General features: G+C 62.2%; 17 protein-coding genes and 1 pseudogene. 4 read left to right on the top strand and 14 right to left on the bottom strand.

Annotated features, from left to right (window positions below):
• Positions 1–120 precede the first annotated feature (120 nt).
• Positions 121–453, bottom strand: a complete 333-nt coding sequence (locus tag IEX61_RS03205; RefSeq protein ID WP_188816772.1) for a histidine triad nucleotide-binding protein — start codon at positions 451–453, stop codon at positions 121–123.
• A gap of 79 nt (positions 454–532) precedes the next feature.
• Positions 533–1,741, bottom strand: a complete 1,209-nt coding sequence (locus IEX61_RS03200; RefSeq protein ID WP_188816771.1) for a class I SAM-dependent rRNA methyltransferase — start codon at positions 1,739–1,741, stop codon at positions 533–535.
• A gap of 78 nt (positions 1,742–1,819) precedes the next feature.
• On the opposite strand from IEX61_RS03200, the gene IEX61_RS03195 reads away from it, so the two are divergent.
• A complete protein-coding gene (locus IEX61_RS03195; RefSeq protein ID WP_188816770.1) occupies positions 1,820–2,743 on the top strand; it encodes a Na/Pi cotransporter family protein in 924 nt (307 codons plus the stop codon).
• 22 nt (positions 2,744–2,765) lie between these two features.
• Here IEX61_RS03195 and deoC read toward each other — a convergent pair whose 3' ends face one another.
• The 4 genes from deoC to IEX61_RS03175 form a co-directional block, all read right to left on the bottom strand.
• Positions 2,766–3,437 carry a deoxyribose-phosphate aldolase gene (deoC, locus tag IEX61_RS03190; protein WP_188816769.1) on the bottom strand — a complete coding sequence of 224 codons (672 nt, stop codon included), beginning with the start codon at positions 3,435–3,437 and terminating at the stop codon, positions 2,766–2,768.
• Positions 3,438–3,875, bottom strand: coding sequence for an NUDIX hydrolase (locus IEX61_RS03185; RefSeq protein ID WP_054673065.1), 438 nt, complete (start codon positions 3,873–3,875; stop codon positions 3,438–3,440). It lies immediately after the preceding gene.
• 300 nt (positions 3,876–4,175) lie between these two features.
• Complete coding sequence (locus IEX61_RS03180; RefSeq protein WP_188816768.1) at positions 4,176–6,113, bottom strand: AMP-binding protein; 1,938 nt, start codon at positions 6,111–6,113, stop codon at positions 4,176–4,178.
• A 118-nt stretch (positions 6,114–6,231) separates the two neighbouring features.
• Positions 6,232–7,419 (bottom strand): acetyl-CoA C-acetyltransferase, encoded by a 1,188-nt coding sequence (locus IEX61_RS03175; protein ID WP_054669230.1) that lies wholly within the window; start codon positions 7,417–7,419, stop codon positions 6,232–6,234.
• 1,107 nt (positions 7,420–8,526) lie between these two features.
• Between IEX61_RS03175 and IEX61_RS03170 the strand changes: the two are divergent.
• A pseudogene (locus IEX61_RS03170) lies at positions 8,527–9,147 on the top strand (IS256 family transposase); the annotation flags it as partial.
• A gap of 128 nt (positions 9,148–9,275) precedes the next feature.
• Here IEX61_RS03170 and IEX61_RS03165 read toward each other — a convergent pair.
• Entirely contained in the window at positions 9,276–9,521 is a 246-nt protein-coding gene (locus tag IEX61_RS03165; protein WP_157057620.1) for a hypothetical protein, read from the bottom strand.
• 48 nt (positions 9,522–9,569) lie between these two features.
• Between IEX61_RS03165 and IEX61_RS03160 the strand changes: the two genes are divergently transcribed.
• Positions 9,570–11,573 carry a sigma-54-dependent Fis family transcriptional regulator gene (locus IEX61_RS03160; RefSeq protein WP_188816767.1) on the top strand — a complete coding sequence of 668 codons (2,004 nt, stop codon included), beginning with the start codon at positions 9,570–9,572 and terminating at the stop codon, positions 11,571–11,573.
• A 113-nt stretch (positions 11,574–11,686) separates the two neighbouring features.
• Here IEX61_RS03160 and IEX61_RS03155 read toward each other — a convergent pair whose 3' ends face one another.
• From IEX61_RS03155 to IEX61_RS03145, 3 genes are all read right to left on the bottom strand, one after another.
• Positions 11,687–12,202, bottom strand: a complete 516-nt coding sequence (locus IEX61_RS03155; RefSeq protein WP_188816766.1) for an acetone carboxylase subunit gamma — start codon at positions 12,200–12,202, stop codon at positions 11,687–11,689.
• 69 nt (positions 12,203–12,271) lie between these two features.
• Positions 12,272–14,593: a hydantoinase B/oxoprolinase family protein gene (locus IEX61_RS03150; RefSeq protein ID WP_229725644.1), complete on the bottom strand. Its 2,322-nt coding sequence runs from the start codon at positions 14,591–14,593 to the stop codon at positions 12,272–12,274.
• A 31-nt stretch (positions 14,594–14,624) separates the two neighbouring features.
• On the bottom strand, positions 14,625–16,760 hold the full coding sequence (locus IEX61_RS03145) for a hydantoinase/oxoprolinase family protein (protein WP_188816765.1): 2,136 nt from the start codon (positions 16,758–16,760) through the stop codon (positions 14,625–14,627).
• Between the two features lie 142 nt (positions 16,761–16,902).
• On the opposite strand from IEX61_RS03145, the gene IEX61_RS12370 reads away from it, so the two are divergent.
• Positions 16,903–17,226: a hypothetical protein gene (locus IEX61_RS12370; protein ID WP_229725642.1), complete on the top strand. Its 324-nt coding sequence runs from the start codon at positions 16,903–16,905 to the stop codon at positions 17,224–17,226.
• Between the two features lie 2 nt (positions 17,227–17,228).
• Here IEX61_RS12370 and IEX61_RS12770 read toward each other — a convergent pair whose 3' ends face one another.
• The 4 genes from IEX61_RS12770 to IEX61_RS03125 all read right to left on the bottom strand — a co-directional run bounded on the left by IEX61_RS12770 (position 17,229) and on the right by IEX61_RS03125 (position 20,070).
• Positions 17,229–17,453 (bottom strand): AMP-binding protein, encoded by a 225-nt coding sequence (locus IEX61_RS12770; protein ID WP_157057622.1) that lies wholly within the window; start codon positions 17,451–17,453, stop codon positions 17,229–17,231.
• A complete protein-coding gene (locus IEX61_RS03135) occupies positions 17,353–17,835 on the bottom strand; it encodes an AMP-binding protein (RefSeq protein ID WP_054669237.1) in 483 nt (160 codons plus the stop codon). The genes IEX61_RS12770 and IEX61_RS03135 overlap by 101 nt, the downstream gene beginning before the upstream one ends.
• A 105-nt stretch (positions 17,836–17,940) precedes the next feature.
• Complete coding sequence (gene mtaB / locus IEX61_RS03130) at positions 17,941–19,287, bottom strand: tRNA (N(6)-L-threonylcarbamoyladenosine(37)-C(2))-methylthiotransferase MtaB (protein ID WP_054669238.1); 1,347 nt, start codon at positions 19,285–19,287, stop codon at positions 17,941–17,943.
• Positions 19,288–19,329: 42 nt separating this feature from the next.
• A complete protein-coding gene (locus tag IEX61_RS03125) occupies positions 19,330–20,070 on the bottom strand; it encodes a 16S rRNA (uracil(1498)-N(3))-methyltransferase (RefSeq protein WP_188816764.1) in 741 nt (246 codons plus the stop codon).
• Positions 20,071–20,092 lie beyond the last annotated feature (22 nt).

Here is a 20,092-nt window from a genome sequence, read left to right as displayed (position 1 = left end):
AGATTTTCTCGTGAGTGACCGGCTTCACTTCGGTTAGGTTTTTATGTGAGTTGACACGCGACGGCCGGCGTCAAGAGGGCGCGCGCCCGGTGCGTTGTTGCGGGGGAGCCGCGATGCGGGTTAGCCGTTTGCGCCTTTCCACCCCATCAGATGGTAATGCAGGTGGAACACTTCCTGCCCCCCGTCCTTGTTGCAATTGTTGACAAGGCGCATGCCCGTCAGACCCAGCTTGCGGTACAGCTCCTGGGCCACGGCGTGGATGTGGGCAATCAGGGGGAGGTCCTCCTTGGCCACGTCCATCATCGTCGGGATGTGCTTGCGCGGCACGATCAAGAGGTGCGTGGGAGCCTTGGGGTTGATGTCGTGGAAGACGACCACCTGCTCATCCTCGTGTTCAAACCGCGCCGGCAGCTGTTTTTCAATGATCTTGCAGAACACGCAGTCTTGCGGCATGCCCACCGTCCTCCTTGTCTCCCGTTTTTGCCTCTAGCGTACCACGAAACGGAAGCGCATGCCAACCGCCTCGCGGGCGCTACTTCCGGCTGCGCACCTCAAAGATGGCAAACTTGAGGTACTCGCCTTCGCTGGCCCCGTGGATCACCGGGTGATCCTTGCCGGCCGAGCGAAACTCGACGAGCCGGAGGATCTTGTGCGTGTCGAGGGCGGCATCGGCGATGGTGGCCATAAACCGCTCCCGGCTGACATGGTAGGAGCACGATGCCGTCACGAGGTACCCGCCGTCGCGCAAGATGCGCATCGCGCGCAGGTTGATCTCCTTGTACCCGCGACAGGCGCTTTCCACCGCCTGACGGTTCTTGGCGAAGGCAGGGGGATCGAGGATCACGACGTCGAAGCGCGCGCCCTCGGCGTCGAGCCGGCGCAGCTCGTCGAAGGCGTTGGCGACGCGAAACGTGACGCGATCGGCATAGCCGTTGCGTGCCACGTTCTCCTTGGCCACGGCGATGGCGTCCTCGGAAATGTCCACCGCCGTGATGTGCTTGGCCCCGTAGTGCGCCGCGTGCACGGTGAAGGCGCCGGTGTGGCAAAAACACTCGAGCACCTCGCCCCCGTCCGTTCCGCTCTCCCCCCAGCCGGTCATCAGCGGGGCAATGGCGGCCCGGTTTTCGCGCTGATCGAAGAAGTAGCCCGTCTTCTGCCCCTCGTGCACGTCGACGACAAACGTGAGCCCGTTCTCGACGATCTCCACCCACCGCGGCACCTCGCCGTACCATACCCCCTTCTCCTGCGCCAGGCCCTCCAGCTCGCGCACCGGCACGTCGTTGCGCAGGTAAATTCCGCGCGGGCGAAACACCTCGATCAGGGCTTCGCGGATGAGATCGCGGCGCGCGTCCATGCCGTAGGTGAGCAGCTGGACAACGAGGACGTCGCCGAACTTGTCGACGATCAGCCCGGGCAAAAAGTCGGCCTCGCCGTACACCATCCGGCAGGAGGAGGTGTCGGCCAGAAAGCGCTCGCGATGGCGTTTGGCCTGATCCAGGCGGCGGACGAAAAAGCCCACATCGATCGCCTCGTCCGGATCATACGTCAGGACGCGGACGAGGATTTGCGAGCGGGGGTTGATGTACCCCCTGGCCAAAAAGACGCCCTGGTGGTTGTAGACGTCCACGAGGTCCCCGGGCTGGGGGTCGCCCTCTATGTGCGCCACTTCGGTTTGGTAGATCCACGGATGCCCCTGCTCCAGGCGCCGCCGCCGTTTGCGCTGCAAATAGACGCGCCCCACCGTCGTCCCTCCCTTCGCGCATGGCTTGGTCCTGCCCTTCATAGGAATGGAAGGACAACACCGTCCGGAGGGCAGGACATGATCAAAACGGTGCTGATCCCCTTTTCCGTCGGCCTGGCCTTGTTCCTGTTCGGCCTCTCCCTCATGCGCCGCGGGCTTGACGGCATTACCGGCCCCCGCCTGACGCAGCTATTGGCCAGCTGCACGCGCACGCCGGTGCACGGCTTTGTCACCGGCACCGCCGTGACGGGGATCCTGCAATCCTCCAGCGCCGTCACGGTGGCCCTCGTGGGCTTGGTTGACGCGCGCGCGCTCCCCTTCCCCGCCACCGTCGGGGTGATCCTCGGCACAAATGTCGGCACGTGCTTCACAGTTGAGCTTCTGGCCCTCAACCTGGATCGCTTCGCGCTGCCCCTCGTGCTGGTCGGGGCCTTCCTGTGGGCCGCACCCAAGCGCCCCCTGCTCAGGGGGGTGGGCCTTGCCATCGGCGGGTTCGGCTGCCTGCTGGTGGGCCTCACCATCCTGCAGAGCGGCGCGCGCCCGCTCGAGGAGACGGCGTGGTTTGCGGAGCTGTTCAGCCGCGCCCAGCACAGCGAAGCGATCGCCCTTCTGTTCGGCCTCGTCTTTACGGCTCTGATGCAAAGCAGCACCGCGGCAACCGCCGTGGCCATGAGCATGGCAGCCACCGACACTTTTTCCGTTCCCCAGGCCATCGCCTTCGTCCTGGGGGCCAACATCGGCACGTGCACCACGGCCCTGCTCGCCGCCATCGGGACCAGCCCGGCGGCACGGCGCGTGGCGTGGTGCCATTTCACCTTTAACGTGTTCGGCGTCGTGGCCGCCTATCCGCTGCTCGACGCCCTCACCCGGCTCGTCGCCTGGCTAAGCGCCGACCCCGACACCCAGGTGGCCCACGCGCAAACGCTGTTCAACCTGTTCTGTTCCCTGGTCGCGCTCCCGCTGGCCCGCCCCTACGCGCGGTGGATCGAACGGCTGTTTTGACACGCAAGGGCAGACCGCGTTGTCAGTACCCTTTCCCCGAAGGCTGCGCCCCGGTCACGATGGCCACGCCGCTCGACGTGCCGATGCGCGTCGCACCGGCTTCAATCATGGCCCGCGCCGTCTGGGCGTCGCGCACCCCGCCCGAGGCCTTGACGCCCATCTCCGCGCCCACCACCTCGCGCATCAGCCGCACGTCGGCCACCGTGGCTCCGCCCGGTCCGAACCCCGTGGAGGTCTTGACATAGTGGGCGCCCGCCTCTTTCGCCAGCCGGCACGCCAGCGCCTTTTCCTCGTCGGTCAAAAGCCCCGTCTCCAGGATCACCTTGACGAGGGCCTTCCCCTCCACGGCCTGGACCACCGCGGCGATGTCATCCCGCACGGCCGACTCGTGCCCCGACTTGAGCGCCCCGATGTTGAGCACCATGTCCACTTCGTTCGCCCCGTCGGATAGCGCTTGCTTGGTCTCGTACACTTTGACCGCCGTGGGCGTCGCACCCAGCGGAAATCCGATCACCGTGCACACCTTCACCGGCGTGCCTTCGAGGCGTTTGGCCGCCGTGCGCACCCAATAGGGGTTGACGCAGACGGCATAAAAGCCGTACGTCCGTGCCTCGTCGCACAGCCTGAGGATGTCCGCTTCCGTCGCGCCCGGTTTGAGCAAGGTGTGGTCGATGTATGGGGCCAAGTCGCGCATTCAATCCGTTCCCCCCTCCAGTCCCAAGTACGCAAACGCTTTCATCAGCACGGCCACGTTGTTGTCGTACCCGTGCTCCCGCTGCCGCCGCCACGCTTCGCGCGCCGGCAGCCACGCGACTTCGTTGATTTCCTCCATCTGCGGGCGAACCGCCCCGTCGTCGGCCTCGACGAGAAAGTAGTGCACTTCTTTGTCCACCAGCTTCCCTTCCCGCGGGTGGACATACTGGTACCGGACAACAGCCAGCGGGCAGACGATACGGCCCCGCACGCCCGTTTCCTCGGCGATTTCACGCAGGGCCGTCCCCTCGATCGTCTCGCCCGGTTCCTGCTTGCCCTTGGGAAACGTCACCTTGCCGTAGCGGTCCTCAATCACCAGAATTTCCACGGTGCCGTGGCGTTTGCGGTACACCACGCCACCGGCGGACACTTCGCGCATCGTTTCACCCCCCCAAAGTCGATCGTCGGAAAAGCGGAGGGCGACGCCGCAACACGTCTCCATCCTACGCGTTCTTCTTCTGCCTTGGCAAGCTTGTCCCACGAACACGCGATGCTTCCCACCGCTTTTTCGCGACAGCCATCCCGACGACAGGTCCAAGATCGAATAGGCTTGCTCTCATTGTAACACATATCCATCACGATCCCGCCAGCCGATTGGGAAGACACCGCGCGTTTCCCCACCAAAAAACGCTGCTGGCCCGCACGGATCCAGCAGCGTTCTTCGGTTTCTCGACCCCTGTTACTGCGCCAGCCGGCGGATCGCCTCGACCGCCTCCGGATTCTCCAGCGCCGACAGGTCGCCGGCGCTCGTGCCGAGGTAGGCGGCGCGCACGGCCCGGCGCATGATCTTGGCGTTGCGCGTTTTGGGTAGGTCGGCGACGAAGTGGACGGCTTTGGGGCGCAGCGCCTTTCCCATCCGCTCGGCCACCCAGTCCACGAGCTCCCGCGCCAGCGCGTCGGACGCCTCTACGCCGGCCTTCAGCACGACGAAGCAGACGGGCACCTCCCCTTTCACCTCATCCGGCACGCCGATGGTCGCCGCTTCCTTCACCGCCGGATGGTCGACGAGCACCGACTCCACTTCCGCCGGCCCCAGCCGCTTGCCGGCCACGTTGAGCGTGTCGTCGGAACGCCCCGTAATCGTCCAGAAGCCGTCTTCGTCGAGGATCACCCAGTCGCCGTGCACCCACGTGTTCGGCCAGCGCTTCCAGTACGTCTCCTCGTACCGCTCGGGGTCCTGCCAAAAGCCCCGCGTCTGCCCCACCCACGGCTGCGTCAGCACCAGCTCGCCCACCGCACCGCGCACCGGCCGGCCGTCCTCGCCGTACACCTCGGCGGCCATGCCGGGCAGCGCGGCGTTGAATGTGATCGGCGCGATGGGCTTGACAAGGACGTTGCCCAGAATGCCGCCTGAAATTTCTGTTCCCCCGGAATAGTTGAAAATGGGAATCCGTCCCTTCCCCACCTTCTCAAACAGCCACAGCCACGGCTCGGGGTTCCACGGCTCGCCCGTCGACCCGATGACGCGCAGGCGAGACAAATCGTGCCGGTGGGCCAACGCTTCGCCGTGGGGCAGGAGTGAGCGGATCAGCGTCGGCGAGACGCCGAGGTGCGTGACGCGGTGCCGGGCGACGAGCTGCCACAGGCGGTCGGGCGCCGGGTGATCGGGCGTGCCGTCGTACAGCACCATCGTCGCTGCATTCAGGAGCGCACCGAAGACGAGGAACGGGCCCATCATCCACCCCATGTCGGTCACCCACAGGAGAACCTCGCCAGGCTTCAGGTCCATGCCGAAGCCGGCGTCAAAGGCGGCCTTGATCGGGAAGCCGCTGTGGGTGTGGACCACGCCCTTGGGCCTACCCGTCGTGCCCGAGGTGTAGAGGAGGAGCAGCGGATCGGCGCTGTCCATCGGTTCGGCGGGCACCGCGCCGCCTTCCCCTTCCAGCTCGCCCCAGTCGAGGTCGCGCCCCTCGCGCCACGGGATGGCTCGCCCCGTGCGCCGCACAACAACCACCCGCTCGACGCACGGCGCCAGATCCGCCGCCCTGTCGGCTTCCTCCTTCATCGGCACGACCTTGCCGCGCCGGTAGAACCCGTCGGCGGTGATCAGCACCTTCGCCTGGGCGCTTTCCAGGCGCTTGGCCACGGCGTCCGCCCCAAAGCCGGAGAAGGCCGGCGTCACCACGGCGCCGATCTTCGCCGCCGCCAGCATGGCCACGACGGTCTCGGGGATCATCGGCAGGTAGAGGGCCACGCGGTCCCCCTTTTCGATTCCCAGCCGCTTCAGTCCAAACGCCACGCGGCTGACCCACGCCGCCAGCTCCTCGTAGGTTAGGGTGCGCACCGTGCCCTCTTCCCCTTCCCACACGATGGCCGGGCGGTGGCGCACGGCGGGGTCGTCCAGCCACTTGTCGACGGCGTTGTGCGCTGCGTTCAGCTTCCCTCCCACAAACCACTCCGGCCACGCCGGGCCGCGCGAGACGTCGAGCACCTGCCGGTAGGGCGCAAACCAGGCGATGCCGAGGGCTTTCTCCGCCTCTCCCCAGAACCAGGCCACGTCCCGAATCGACGCGGCGTAAAAGGAATCGTAGTCGTCAAACCCCAGCGCCTGCATCCAGCGATACAGGCGCGTTTCGCGGACAAACTCCGGTGACGGGTGCCATACGGGCTCTGCCATTGGCGCTCCTCCTTCTCCCATGGAAACGTTTGCTCTACCCTCAAGGGTACGATCTCGCGTTATGATTTGCAAGGTTTGCAATGTTGAGATAAATCATTGCAGTTCGGAGAGAATCCTCTCACGGCAAGGCGACAACCGTCGCCACCCCCTGTCCGCCCCCGATGCACAGGGTGGCCAAGCCGTACCGGGCCTCGCGCCGCCGCATCTCGTGGATCAGCGTCACCATGATCCGCGCCCCGCTGGCCCCGATGGGATGCCCCAAGGCGATGGCTCCGCCGTTGACGTTCAGCTTGTCCTCGGGAATGCCCAACGCCTTGGCCACGGCGAGGGATTGGGCGGCGAAGGCCTCGTTGGCCTCGATCAGGTCGATGTCCTCGAGCGCAAGCCCCGCTTTGGCCAGCGCCTTGCGCGTCGCCGGCACCGGTCCAATGCCCATCACGCGGGGATCCACGCCTGCGCTGGCGTTGGCGCGAATCACGGCGAGCGGGGTGAGGCCCAGTTTTTCCGCCTTCTCCCGGCTCGTCACCACGAGGCAGGCCGCGCCGTCGTTGATGCCTGAAGCGTTCCCCGCCGTCACCGTTCCGTCGGGTTTGAAGGCGGGGGGCAGCTTAGCCAGCTTCTCCAGGGTGGTATCGGGGCGGGGATGCTCGTCGGCGTCGACCATCCGCTCCTCGCCCTTCCTGTTCCGGACGGTGACCGGCACGATCTCGTCGCGAAACTTCCCCGCGGCGATGGCCCGCGCCGCCTTCTCCTGGCTCCACAGGGCGAAGCGGTCCTGCTCCTCGCGGGTGATGCCGTATTCCTCGGCGAGGTTTTCCGCCGTGATGCCCATATGGTAATCGTTGAACGCGCACCACAGGCCGTCGTGGATCATGCTGTCGACGACCGTTTGGTTCCCCATGCGGTAGCCCGTTCGGGCGTGGGGCAACAGGTACGGGGCCCGGCTCATGTTTTCCATCCCGCCGGCCACGACCACGTCCGCCTCGCCGGTCCAAATCGCCTGCGCCGCCAGGTGAACCGCTTTCAGCCCCGACCCGCACACCATGTTCACCGTCTGGGCCGGGACATCGTGCGGCAATCCGGCCTTTATCGCGGCCTGGCGCGCCGGGTTCTGCCCCAGACCGGCCTGCAGCACGTTGCCCATGATCACCTCGTCCACCTGCTCCGGGGCAACGCCGGCGCGCTCCAAGGCCGCGCGGATGACGGCCGCTCCCAGTTCGGTGGCCGAAACCGAGCTCAGGGCCCCGTTAAACGTGCCGATCGGCGTGCGCACCGCGCTGACGATGACGGCGTCGCGTTTTCCCATCCGCATCGCTCCTTCGTTCGATTGTCAATTGTGATTTCTTCTTCAACTGTAACATTTTTTTGATGATTGGAGAACCGTCAACCCACGGGTTGAGCAAGACGGTGCTGCGCCAATCCGCGTTCCACCCTTTATCGTCAAGCAATCCTTGTGCCAAAGATGTTTTTCGCGTCGAACCCGTTTCCAGCGTCAAACCCTGCGCCTTTCTGTTGCAACATCTGCTTCTGCCTCGCTACACGTGTTGCGTGACAAGCGTTGCAGCAGAAATGAAAGATCGTTCAAAGAAACCCGGATCGAGTACGTCGACTTCGTCATCGGGGAGATCGTCACGCGCAAATGAGCGAAGGCTACCTGCTGAAGGTCTGGGCAGGTGGCCTTCATCTTGAGGTGTTTACAGCCGACCGCATCAACAGTATATATTCCAGAGGATGCTTGATTTTCCCGGTTTTCCTGTGCTCGGAGATCAAGTCCCTATTTGTGTGTAAAATTGTCCCCAGCTAGAATGAGCCTGACCCCATGAATCAACATGTGGTTGGTAAGACGATAATCCGCACCGTTCCGGGATAAAGGCACGCACTGCCTGTTTGTCCGTGGCTTTGGAATATGTCGCAGAAATCAAAAAATCCCCGCGCAATACTTGCTGCGCGAGGTCGCAGAGGTGTTAAGAGGTGGCAATTGAAATCAGTAACTTCCTGTAAGTCAGATATGTTTTTTACTAAAATTACTTTTTGAATTTCTCAAAAAGAACTTTAAACAATAAAACTACACCGGCAACCATCACTACAATAGTTACAAACGCCCCGACTTGAAAAATAAGTGTACCAAGCTCCATTAATGCATCACCTTAAGGGATATATTAGTAGTTGACTCAAGAATAATATTTATCATTGCCAACGTACAATCTCAACCTAAATGTAGCCGAGAAAATATCTCGTGGTAACGAACCTATCCACTCCAAAGTTGCATAAGCTGGACCAGAAAGACTTTCCTGTGCTTTATTTATTCTAAATGATGTAACTGAAAAACAGTTGAGTCCGTATTCTTGTGTAAAAAGGACTCTCTGAAAAAAGTCAGAGAGCCATTTCCAATCCCCCTCGGTTAGAATGGAGCTTGAACCCACAAAAACCAAAAAGGGAGAGGGGATCGAAATGGGCTCACGATCAGATTACCGTAGATGCGCAGCTTTTGCATCAACTTTTTCTCCGCGATGCGAAAGACGATGCTCTCGCCAAACTCTTGGAATCTGTCTTAAATCAAATCTTGCAAGCCCAGGCAACGGAGCAACTGCGCGCGCAGCCCTATGAACGGACAGAAGAGCGCCAAGGGTACCGCAATGGGACCTATCCGCACCAGTTGACCACCCGGGTGGGTACCCTCACGCTTCGGGTTCCGCGGTTTCGAAACGGGAAGTTTTCCACCGAACTGTTTGCTCGTTATCAACGGAGCGAACAGGCGCTCGTCCTGGCCTTGATGGAAATGGTGGTCAACGGGGTATCGACCCGAAAAGTCGAACAGATCACGCAAGAGCTGTGCGGCACGGAGTTCTCGAAATCCACCGTCTCGGAGCTGTGCAAGCGGCTCGACCCGGTGGTGACCGCATGGAACAACCGGCCGCTCGACGAGAAAGCCTACCCCTTTGTCCTCGTCGACGCGCTGGTGCTGAAGGTGCGCAAAGAGGGGCGCGTTCGGTCGCGCGGCGCGCTCATCGGGATTGGCATCAACACCGAGGGAAGCTCGAATCCCTTACCAACCACATGTTGATTCATGGGGTCAGGCTCATTCTAGCTGGGGGCAATTTTACACACAAATAGGAACTTGATCCAGTTAACACTTTACTAAGTATGATCTGAGAAGTCCCGTTACGGGGCTTTTTTGTTTTTAACATTAACTGCTTGGTCCGGAAGATAGTTACCGGAAAACGATAAGAGAGGAAACACCGCCTCTTCATCAGCGGCAAAGACGCCTTTCTGCACACGCTCGTTGTCGGCCCACCATGAACCGACCTGGCCACCTTCCTCCTGGTCGCACAAGGTGTTGATAATACTCAATATTTTTTGTATAATACAACTTGTGAGAATATATGTTCGGCACCCGTTGATCTGCATAAGGAACACCCCCACTCACATCCTGTTCCGGATGGGAGGTGGATCCCCATGCACGGCGTGCATTTGGCGCTCACCTCCTCTCACGACATTGCCCGCAAACGGAAAGAACTGACCCGCGAATGGAAAGGCTTTGTGGTCGAGAGGCAAATCCCTCGCTCCATTCGCCCCGTGGTTCAGGACTCGTGGCGGCGCTGCATGGCGTCCGGCGTCGATCCCACACGGCGGCAAACGACGGTGCTGCTGGACGACGACGACATGCAAAACCTGCTCGCGAATTTCCGGCTGTATCAGCTGGCCCTGCCCATCTTGGAACAGCTCGCCAAACAAACGGAAGGCACCGGCCACCTCCTCACCCTGTGCAACCGGGATGGCTTCATTTTGTACCTGCGTGGCGAATCCTCCATTCTGCAAAAAGCGGAAAAGATGAATTTCGTCATCGGTTCGCAATGGAGCGAGGAGGCAATCGGCACCAATGCGATCGGGACGTGCCTGAAGATTGGACAGCCGGTGCAGATTTTTGCCTCCGAACATTTCTGTGAAGGCGTCCATGAGTGGATCTGTTCCGCTGCGCCCATTTTTGATCCCCTCACCAAACACATCCTCGGCGTGGTTGATCTGACCGGTCCCTGGAACTATGCGCAACCCCATAGCCTTGGCCTGGTTGTGGCCGCTTCGCAATTCATTCAACAACGGCTGAACGAAGAGACCGCACGCCATCGTTTCCGGTTGGCCGAACGGTATTGGGAAGCCCGCGAGCGCTACCCCCACGACGGCGTGGCCGCATTGGATTCGGACTTTCAGGTGGTGAAGGCCAACGCCGCCGCTCGACGTTGGCTGCAGGAGAACGAAGCGCACTGGCGCCAGCTGCTCTATCAGCAGCTCACGGAGCGCCCGTCCCTAACGGATGCGCAGTCCGGCACCGCCTTTTCGTCCCTTCCGCCGGATGCGCCTGTCATCGAGGAAGTGTTCGACGGCAACGTGCGCATCGGATTCCTGTGCATCATTCCGGACAAACCGACCGCGCGATCGAAGGCCCCGACGCGTACCAGCACGGCCTGGCAAACCGTTGTCGGCCGTTCGCCGGCCATTGTGCAAGCGATGACGAAGTGCGAAATGGTGGCGGACGCCGACGTTCCCGTCCTCCTTCTCGGAGAAAGCGGAACGGGCAAAGAGCGGTTTGCCCGCGCCCTGCACGCGTCGAGCCGCCGCCGCGACAAGCCGTTTCTCGCCATCAACTGCGGCGCCATCCCCAAAGAACTGGTGGCCGCCGAGCTGTTCGGCTACGAGCCGGGAACGTTCACCGGCGGCTTGAAACAGGGCAAAAAGGGCAAGTTTGAGGAAGCGAACGGGGGCACCCTTTTCCTTGACGAAATCGGGGAGATGCCCCTGGAATTTCAGGTTCACCTGCTGCGCGTGCTGCAGGAAAAGGAGATTCTCCGCCTGGGCGGCAGCCGGCCCATTCCGGTGGACGTGCGGATCATCGCCGCCACCCACCGCGACCTGGCGCAAATGGTGCGGGAGGGGCGGTTTCGGGCCGACTTGTACTACCGGTTGAACGTGGTCAGCGTCGCCATTCCCCCGCTGCGCGAACGGCGTGAAGACATTCCGCTGCTCATCGATCACTTCGTCAGACGATTCGCCGACAAGTACAACCGTTCCCTTCCCCAGCTCGATCCCGATTTGGAAGCGTTTCTCGTGCACCGGTACGACTGGCCCGGAAACGTTCGCGAATTGGAAAACGCGGTCGAGCATGCCGTCCTCTTCTGCACCGGGGACCGCATCGAGGCCACCCACTTTCCCCCGGCGATCGCGCACGCATATCTCGCCAACACGCCGAACCCAACCGCTCGGCCGCTCACCCCCTCGCCTTCGGGGGCGCACAGCGACCGTGTCGCCAGAGAACGGGAGCACTTGCTTGCGGTGCTTTCGGAAACGGGCGGAAACCTGTCGGAAGCCGCCCGCCGCCTTGGGATCGCCCGCACCACGTTGTACCGCAAGCTGAAGAAGCTCGGGCTCGAAAAGCAGGCCGTCATCCACGTGCGCAACGCCTAACGAAACGGAAAGCCCCGCCACAGTTGGGCGGGGCTTTCGCATGGGCGGGGACGCGTGAGGGCGGCGGGAATCGGCGAAACAGTCTTCGACCGGCGCTGCGCATCCGCCTTGGCTTACTTGCGGGCCGGTTCGGCACGCTCCGGAACCGGCTGGCCGAGCCAGTCACGGTAGAAGGTCTCGATGTCCGGCTCCCAGTTGTGGATGACCGGGTACCAGGGCGTCGGCGCCTCCACCTCGAGCAGCGTGCCGCAGCTCGGGCAGTAATACTCCCGGAACACCTGCCAGTTCGGATCCGGTGCCATCAGTTTGGGGTAGATTTCGTTCAGCGCTTCCTCCGTGTCCCGCACGTAGATGAGCGCGTGGAGTTTCCAATTGTCCCGGTAGTCACAGAATTCGTGGCCGCAGTCGCACTTGATCACCCATTCCTTCGTGTCTTTCTTCTGCACGATGTACAGGTGATACTGGTAAGGGAGGATGATGCGGTCCTCCCACGGCACCCGTTCCTGCAAGATCTCCAGATACATCTGGAAGCGCTCGGGATCTTTGGGCTCCGAGAGCATGCGGTGCAGTGTCTCCCAGTCGATCGTCCCGTCGATCAACTCTTCAATTTTCTTCCGATCGTAGGCCATCGCGGTAAACCTCCTCCATTTTGCGCGCTTACGGAGGGCGGAGCGCGCTCCGCCCTCCGTCTTGCGCCTTTACTCTTCGACAAGCACAAGGCGTTTCACATCGGGCAGCTGTTCCACGCTCATGCGATGCTTCGAACCGAAGGTCGGCACCTCCAGCTCTTCTTCGGTCAGGTTCCAGTCCTCCGGCAGATCCCAGAAGCGCTTAAATTCCGCCAAAAACTTGGGGCTCAGCTGGAAGCTCGTCGCGAACATGTGGCGCACCTGCACCGAGGCCTCCTTGCGCAAGATGCGCTCCCGCTCCTCCTTCATCCACTCGCGCGTCGGCTTCGCACGGGCGATGCGCTCCTTGCGAATCTCCTCCCGGCGCTTTTGGGTCGCCTCTCGATCCACATGCCAGCGGCCTTGCTCATCTTGATAGATGACCGCCCCATACACCTTTTCCGCATAGCGGGGGAGCAAGTACCCGCCGTTCAGGTCGGCTTCGATCTTCGCGGGATCGCGCTCAATCGGATCGCCGAAGCCGGGGCCGCCGCGCAAGTAGTTCAGGTAGAGATCGTAGTTCTCAAAGATCGTCTCCGTGGTCATCGTTTGCTTATCCCGCTTGATGGTGCGGGCCTGCATGAGCTTCTCGTACTCGGGGTGATCCGGATCGGCATCGGGCCCAAGCGGAATCGGCAGCCCCTTCTCGATCCGTTCTTTCAGATCGGTGCCATGGGCTTCGAAGCGATAGCCGGTGGCCGAGGGATAGCCGCCCATGAGCCCCCAATCGCTGACCATATACCCGTTCCCCATGAAGAACATGGTCCAGTCCTTGGCGTTGTACACCATGCGGAGCGTCTCATAGCCGCACCCGCCGCGATACTTCCCGTACCCGCCGGTGTTGGCCTTGACGTTGCGTCCCAAGTAGATCAGCGGCTCCGCCAACTCCCAAATCTCCATGTCGCCCATGTCGCCTTCGGGGTTCCAGATCGCGGCCGCATGATCCAGACCGTCTTTCACCGCACCGGCTCCCGTCCCCTCGGAAGCCGCCTCAAAGCTGTTGACGGCGTGAATCTCGTCGTACTGGTTGAACCCGCCGCCTTGGAGCCAGTTGGACGTGTTGGCGTTGCCGGCGTTGACTTCTTCGAGATACCCGCGGGCAAAGTAGGCCGTGCTGAGGCTTCGCCAGATGGCGCTCCAGGCGGAAACCAGGAAGTGCCAAGCGTACGAGTGGGCCGTGCGGCGATCGTCCGGGTTCTGCCATGTCCCCCTGGGCAAGCGGAATTGCGTTGCATAATAGGCGCCGTCATTGACGAGTTCCGTCGGAATCAGGGTTTGCGTCATCATCACCCAGATCCCGCTGGTGAACGAGACCGGTTGCGCGTTGAAGGAATGCCAACCCCAGCGGCTCGACCCTTCAAAATCGAGCTTCCAGGTGCCGTCCGGATGGATCGTGATTTCATGCGGCGCATGCATGATCGTGTCGACCTTCGCATAGGGCGGGACCTGAACGTCCGGATGTTTGTAGCCGACGTCGACAAACGCCACCGCCCGATACTTGCCCGGCACCGTCATCGACTTGATCCTGCGAATCAGGCTGCGGCGCCCGTCTTCCACGATCTCGTAGGCAAACCGCATATAGTTGTCGATTCCGACTTCCCGAATGAGGTCGAGCACCAGATCGCGGATCATGTGGCAGCCGGCGATGCGGGTGCGCTCATCGAGCAGCCAGTAGCGCGTCGTGCGGATGGACCGCTGGCTTTCATGGAGCCAGTCGCGGAGCGGACGGTCGTTTTCCCCGGTTTTCCGGCAGGTGATCTGGTAGCCGTCACCAAACCGCTGCACCGGCCCCATGGTCATCGATCCCGGCCCGAGGGCGCCGGTATCGATCACGTGCGTCACGCCCCCAACCCAACCGACCAGCTGATCTTCCCAGAAGATGGGGACGATCGTGTGCACATCGCACGGGTGAACATTTCCCAACAAACAGTCGTTGTTGGTAAAGATGTCGCCTGGACGAATCCCGGGGTTTTCTTCCCACCCGTTTTCGATCATGTATTTGATGGCCGCGCCCATCGTCCCGACGTGGATGATGATGCCCGTGGAGGTCATCAGCGAATCGCCGGCGGGGTTGTAGAGGGTAAAGCAAAGCTCACCCTCTTGTTCAACGATCGGCGAAGCGGCGATGCGCTTCGCCGTCTCGCGGGCATGCACCACGCCGGCGCGCAGCCGCGAAAACATTTTGTTGTACAGAATCGGGTTGCGCTCTTTGAGTTCCAACTTCGTCAACCCGGCATAGTGTCCGGTTTCCCGCGTGAGCTGGAGCACCTCATCGCGGTGCGTTTTGAGCGTCTGTCCCTCCAGCTTTAACGGGCGGAAAGCCATGCCCTGTGCCGTTTGGGTTTTGGCCATTTCGACCATCCTCCTTCAGGATCGTGATGGCTTAACGGCGCTTGAGATGGAAGAGGCGGTGCTCATCCAACGTCGTGCTCCACCCCGGAGGAACGACAAGCGTCGTCGACGGGGCCTCGATGATCGCGGGACCCTCAATCTGATTGCCCGCTTTTAAGGCGTCCATGTCCCAGATGTCTGCCTTCACCCATTTCCCGCGGAAGTAGAACGGCCGCTGTCCGCGATACGCTTCGTCCGGCGGTGTGGGACCGCTGAGCGGCTCTTCCGGAATGCGCGGCTTGACGCTCGGCACAATGCCGCGCATGATCGCGCCGGTAATGCTGAAGCCCAATTCGGGACTGCGGGCGGCTTTGGCGTACACGCGGGCATACGTTTCCTCAAAAGCTTCCGTCAACCGATCCCAGTCCTCGGCCTTCTCGACACGGCTGAGCGGCGAATTGATCTCGAGATCATTCAGCTGGCCGCGGTACATCATGCGGTAACCCGGGAACAGCGTGACGCTTTCGGGCGAATAGCCGTTGAGGCGGAACTCTTCGATCACCTTTTCCGCCAGTTCGCTCCAGGCGCTCTGCAGCACGCTGACGGCTTCAAGCTTTTCGGCCGCACCGGCATCCGGCGCCACGTTGATGTCGAGGCTCTTGTCGTAGCGGTACTCAAATTCCGCCGCGGCGCAACCGAAGGCGGAAAAACCGGCCGCCCAGGCGGGAATGATGATGTCCTCGAATTCGAGCCCTTCGGTATACCCGTACGTGTGAACCGGACCGGCGCCGCCGTAGGAGAAGCAGACGAAATCCGAAGGGTGATAGCCTTTTCCGCTGATCATCGCCCGCAAATGATCGCGAAGGCGCGTATCGAGGAGCTCAATCACACCCGCGGCCGCTTCCTCCACCGATAGCCCCAGCGGACGGGCGATTTGCTCCTCAATCGCTTTACGGGCCCGCTGTGGATCCAGTTTGACTTGCCCGCCGAGGAAATTGTCGGGGTTGATGTAGCCGAGCACGACGTGACAGTCGGAGATGGTGACGGTCTCGACGCCGCTTTCCGGCCAGCAGACGCCGACGCGGTACCCCGCGCTGTCCGGGCCGATCTTGATCGAATGCGTATACGGATCGATGCGCACGTAGCTGCCGGCACCCGACCCCACGCTGTCCATTTGCACAAGGGGCAAAGACAAGACCAACCGGGCCATATCCGGATCGTGCTGGATGGTGAACTGCCCTTGGACGATCAGCGCCATGTCAAAGCTCGTGCCGCCGATATCGGTGGCCGCGATGTTGCGGTAGCCGAGACGTTCGCCGAGGGATCGCGCCCCAATGACGCCGCCGATCGGCCCCGACACGACCGTCCGCGCCAGCTCTTTCGCCTTCCAGCTGATCGTTCCGCCGTGGCTGGCCATCACCCGCAAGTCGAAGCGGGCGCCGAGTTGTTTGAATCGCTCGTTAATTCGGACCAAGGTCTTCCGCGACGGCTCTGCGGCATACGCTTCGAGGATGGTGGTATTCGTGCGGTGGGACTCTTTGCGCACGGGATAATAGTCGGCAGAGGCAAATATGGGGATCTCCTTCCCGGCTTCCCGCACCACCTCGAGGACGATGTCGCGCACCCGCCGTTCATGCACGGGGTTCTTGTACGAATGAAGGAAGCTGATGACAATGCCTTCCACATTTAATTCCACAAGCTTTCGTGCCGCCTCATAGGCTTCCTCTTCTCGCAGCGGGATGACAATGTTGCCGAACATGTCGATCCGTTCGGTGACCCCAAAGGTCAACTCCCTCGGGACCAAGGGGGGATCATAGCGATGGGTATTGAGGTGCAAGCGATCTTCGTATGAATAGCCCAGGTAGGATTGAACCGACCGCCCCATGCGATGGAAATCTTCCAACCCGCGGTTGACGATCAACCCGACGCGCAAGCCTTTCCGCTGCACGATGCGGTTGAGCATGGCCGTCCCCGAATACACGGCCGTCACGAGCTGCGGAAAGACGTCTTCGACGGTGAGCCCCCACTGCGCCAGCGCGTCTTTCGATGAGTTGATCACGCCGACCGACTCGTCCTGCGGGGTGCTCTGCGCCTTGCCAACGACAAAGTTCCCTTCCGCGTCGACGAAAAAGGTGTCCGTCATCGTCCCGCCGGCATCGATCCCCAGCACCTGAATGCTCCTCGCCATCTTTGAACCTCCCTTGTCCTGGTTGGATATGCGATGGTTTCGTCATCGCGCTTCTCTGCCACCGCGAGAGCTTGAATGAAGGGTCAAAATGGGTTCAGGTGGATACGGAAACGCACGCCCCCTCCCCTCTGGTTGATGATGGATGATGAAGCTGACGCTTTCCCCCTGGAAAGCGTTTCACCCTCTATCAAAGAGCAAACTGCGTGCCAACGGCGTTTTCCCGCGCGAACGCGCACAAGACAAGGGAGAAGCGCAACAGCTGTTCCCCACGCGATACACCTGTTGCGCTACAGCCGTTCGGCAGGCGGATAAATCGTTGCCGGTAGGTGATCTCCACACGAAAACCCGCTTCCCCCTCTTCGGGAAGCGGGTTGGATCCCGGAACATGCGACGCCAACCGCGCCAATGGGCCATTTTTTCCACCCCCCATCACCTGATTTTCACTGAACATCCAAAAGGCCCATGAGACTACAACGCAATCCCGCCATCCACATGCAGGACCGCGCCGTTCATGATCATGTGGTACATGGTCGGCACCATGAGCACAATCGTGCAGCCGTACTGATCGAGGATCCGCATGGCCCGCTCCGGATCAAACCCGTCCGTCAGCACCACGGTGCCACCAGCCACGAGGAGCGGCACCGTCAAGGCGTTTAAGCCGCCCGTATGAAAGCACCTCCAGATACGCTGCATCCTCGATCACCATCGTGTGGGGAACGGCCAGTTTCGCAGCCCGGTCAGCGAAGCGGGCGTGGACAAACAAAAGAGACGGCGTGCAATCGTTCACCACCTCGGCCAATTCCGTCGCCGCCAGCCGCCAGTTGAGTGGAACAAAGATGGCCCCCAGCCGCGCGCAGGCCCACAGCATGTCGAGGTAGGCCAGGTGGTTCGGGGCGAGCAGGGTCACCCGATCCCCTTTCCCCACACCGTGCGAATGCAAGAAACGAGCCAACCGGTTGGCCCGTTCCCGCAGATCACCATAGGTCCAACGCTGGCCCGTATCGCCGTCGATGACGGCCACGCGGCCGGGTGCCAGTCGGCTTCTTCGCTCTAGCCAGTCGCTTTTTCCGATCATCGCTTTCCCCCTCCATCTTGTCTGGCAACAGGGTAGAACGAGGGGGTTGCAGGGGAGTTGCAAAAAACCCGCCTCCCCACAAGGGGAAAGCGGGTTTTCTGGACTTCACGACACGTGGGCCATCGGCACGTCGTCGTCGAGGACGCGCACGAGGGTACCCTTGCATTCGTCCGGCCCGGCTTCGTCGATGCGCACCTTGCAGATCTTCCCGACCAGCGACGCGTCGGCGGGGAAGACCACCTTCAGGTAGTTGTCGGTGTGGCCGACGTACAGGCCCGAATCGGGCAGGTCGCGCACGGGATGCTCGGGGATGACGTCGAGCACGTCGCCGACGAATTGCTGGGCATAGGCAAGGGAGAGGCGGTTCGACAGCGCGATGAGCCGGTCGACCCGCGCCTTCTTCACCCCTTCCGGCACCTGGTCCGGCATGCGCGCCGCCGGCGTGCCGTTGCGCTTGGAGTACGGGAAGACGTGCAGCTCGGCGAAGCCGATCTCCTCGATGAAACGATAGGTGTTTTCAAAGTGGGCGTCCGTCTCGCCGGGGAAGCCGACGATCACGTCGGTGGTGATGGCCACCCCCGGCAGCGCCTCGCGGATCCGCTCGATCTTGGCGCGGTACTCCGCCGTGGTGTACTTGCGGCGCATCCGCTTCAGGATCTCGTCGTCGCCCGACTGCAGCGGGATGTGCAGGTGGCGGCACAGCTTCTCCGAGCTCTGGATGACGGCGATCACCTCGTCCGTCACCTGGCTGGCCTCGATGGAGCTGATGCGCAGCCGCTTGAGGCCGTCGATCTGGATGAGGTCGGCCAGCAGTTGGGCGAAGGAGTAGTCTTCCAGATCTTCGCCGTAGCCCGCCGTGTGGATGCCGGTGAGGACGATTTCCTTGTACCCTTGTTCCACTAGCTGCCGCGCCTGGGCGAGCACGCTCTCCGGCTTGCGGCTGCGGAGAAGCCCCCGCGCCCAGGGGATGATGCAGAAGGTGCAGAAGTTGTTGCAGCCGTCCTGGATCTTCAGGAAGGCCCGCGTGCGGTCGGTGAAGGCCGGCACGTCGAGTTCCTCGAAGGTGCGCGTCTTCATGATGTTGCGCACGGCGTTGATGGGTTTGCGCTCGGCCTGGTACCGCTCCACGTACTCGAGGATCTTGTCGCGGTCCTGCGTACCGATAACGATGTCGACACCGGGGATGCTCATCACTTCCGCCGGCGAGGTTTGCGCATAGCAGCCCATGACGGCAATGACGGCGTCGGGGTTGCGGCGGACGGCGCGGCGGATCACCTGGCGGCTCTTCTTGTCGCCGGTGTTCGTCACCGTGCACGTGTTGATCACGTACACATCGGCCTCGTCGTTGAAGTCGACCCGCCGGTACCCGGCCTGCTTAAAGAGGTTCCACACCGCTTCCGTCTCGTAGTGGTTCACCTTGCACCCCAGCGTGTGGAAGGCCACCGTAGGCATGGCGCCACCCTCCTTTCTCTTTTGCGTGTTTTGCGTGGTCGATCAGCGCGTCAATTCGAAGTGGTAGGTTAACGCCGCGGCGAGAAACAGCCCGGCCGTTTCCGTTCGCAGCACACGCTTGCCGAGGGACACGGGCACAAACCCGGCCCCTCGCGCCGCCTGCACCTCTTCCGGGGCAAAACCGCCCTCCGGACCGACGAGGGCAAGAACGCGCTGCCCCGGTCGCACGGCAGCGAGGGCCGCTCCCAAGGGCACCGTTCCCTCTCCTTCATGGGCGAGCAGTGCGGCGTCGTAGTCGCCGGCGAGCCGGAGCACCTCGTCCCACCGCCGCACCGGTTCGACGCGCGGCAGTAGGGTGCGACGGGACTGCTCAAAGGCTTCTTTCACGATGCGCGCCCAGCGCGCTTGCCGCTGCGCCGCCTTCTTTTCGTCCAGCTTCACCACCGTGCGCGCCGACACCAGCGGCACAAAACAGCCGACACCCAATTCGGTGCCCTTTTGCAGGATGAGGTCCATCTTGTCGCCCTTGGGCAGGCTTTGGGCGAGGGCCAATTCCACCGGCAGCTCCCGATCCTCCGGCACGGTCTCGACGAGCCGCACCACCACCTCGCGCGGCGAGGCGCTGGCGATCTCGGCCCGCCACACGCCGCCCTCGCCGTCGCAGACGACCACGGCGTCGCCCGCCCTCAGGCGCATCACGCGCACGGCATGGTGGGCGTCCTCGTCCAGCAACACCGCCCGGTCGCCGGCAAACCGCTCACGGGGAACCCAGTACCGCTGCATGGAAAACAACCTCATTCTTGTA

Source organism: Calditerricola satsumensis, from assembly GCF_014646935.1.
GTDB lineage: Bacteria > Bacillota > Bacilli > Calditerricolales > Calditerricolaceae > Calditerricola > Calditerricola satsumensis.
The sequence above is the reverse complement of the archived record's forward strand: the minus strand, read 5'-3'. Positions and strand labels throughout refer to the sequence as shown.

Bases quoted from the DNA above. Each gene is read 5' to 3' on its own strand.
- IEX61_RS03205 (WP_188816772.1), bottom strand. From the start codon at position 453: ATGCCGCAAGACTGCGTGTTCTGCAAGATCATTGAAAAACAGCTGCCG.
- IEX61_RS03195 (WP_188816770.1), top strand. From the start codon at position 1,820: ATGATCAAAACGGTGCTGATCCCCTTTTCCGTCGGCCTGGCCTTGTTC.
- deoC (WP_188816769.1), bottom strand. From the start codon at position 3,437: ATGCGCGACTTGGCCCCATACATCGACCACACCTTGCTCAAACCGGGC.
- IEX61_RS03185 (WP_054673065.1), bottom strand. From the start codon at position 3,875: ATGCGCGAAGTGTCCGCCGGTGGCGTGGTGTACCGCAAACGCCACGGC.
- IEX61_RS03180 (WP_188816768.1), bottom strand. From the start codon at position 6,113: ATGGCAGAGCCCGTATGGCACCCGTCACCGGAGTTTGTCCGCGAAACG.
- IEX61_RS03175 (WP_054669230.1), bottom strand. From the start codon at position 7,419: ATGGGAAAACGCGACGCCGTCATCGTCAGCGCGGTGCGCACGCCGATC.
- IEX61_RS03165 (WP_157057620.1), bottom strand. From the start codon at position 9,521: ATGCAGATCAACGGGTGCCGAACATATATTCTCACAAGTTGTATTATA.
- IEX61_RS03160 (WP_188816767.1), top strand. From the start codon at position 9,570: ATGCACGGCGTGCATTTGGCGCTCACCTCCTCTCACGACATTGCCCGC.
- IEX61_RS03155 (WP_188816766.1), bottom strand. From the start codon at position 12,202: ATGGCCTACGATCGGAAGAAAATTGAAGAGTTGATCGACGGGACGATC.
- IEX61_RS03150 (WP_229725644.1), bottom strand. From the start codon at position 14,593: ATGGCCAAAACCCAAACGGCACAGGGCATGGCTTTCCGCCCGTTAAAG.
- IEX61_RS03145 (WP_188816765.1), bottom strand. From the start codon at position 16,760: ATGGCGAGGAGCATTCAGGTGCTGGGGATCGATGCCGGCGGGACGATG.
- IEX61_RS12370 (WP_229725642.1), top strand. From the start codon at position 16,903: ATGATGAAGCTGACGCTTTCCCCCTGGAAAGCGTTTCACCCTCTATCA.
- IEX61_RS12770 (WP_157057622.1), bottom strand. From the start codon at position 17,453: ATGCAGCGTATCTGGAGGTGCTTTCATACGGGCGGCTTAAACGCCTTG.
- IEX61_RS03135 (WP_054669237.1), bottom strand. From the start codon at position 17,835: ATGATCGGAAAAAGCGACTGGCTAGAGCGAAGAAGCCGACTGGCACCC.
- mtaB (WP_054669238.1), bottom strand. From the start codon at position 19,287: ATGCCTACGGTGGCCTTCCACACGCTGGGGTGCAAGGTGAACCACTAC.
- IEX61_RS03125 (WP_188816764.1), bottom strand. From the start codon at position 20,070: ATGCAGCGGTACTGGGTTCCCCGTGAGCGGTTTGCCGGCGACCGGGCG.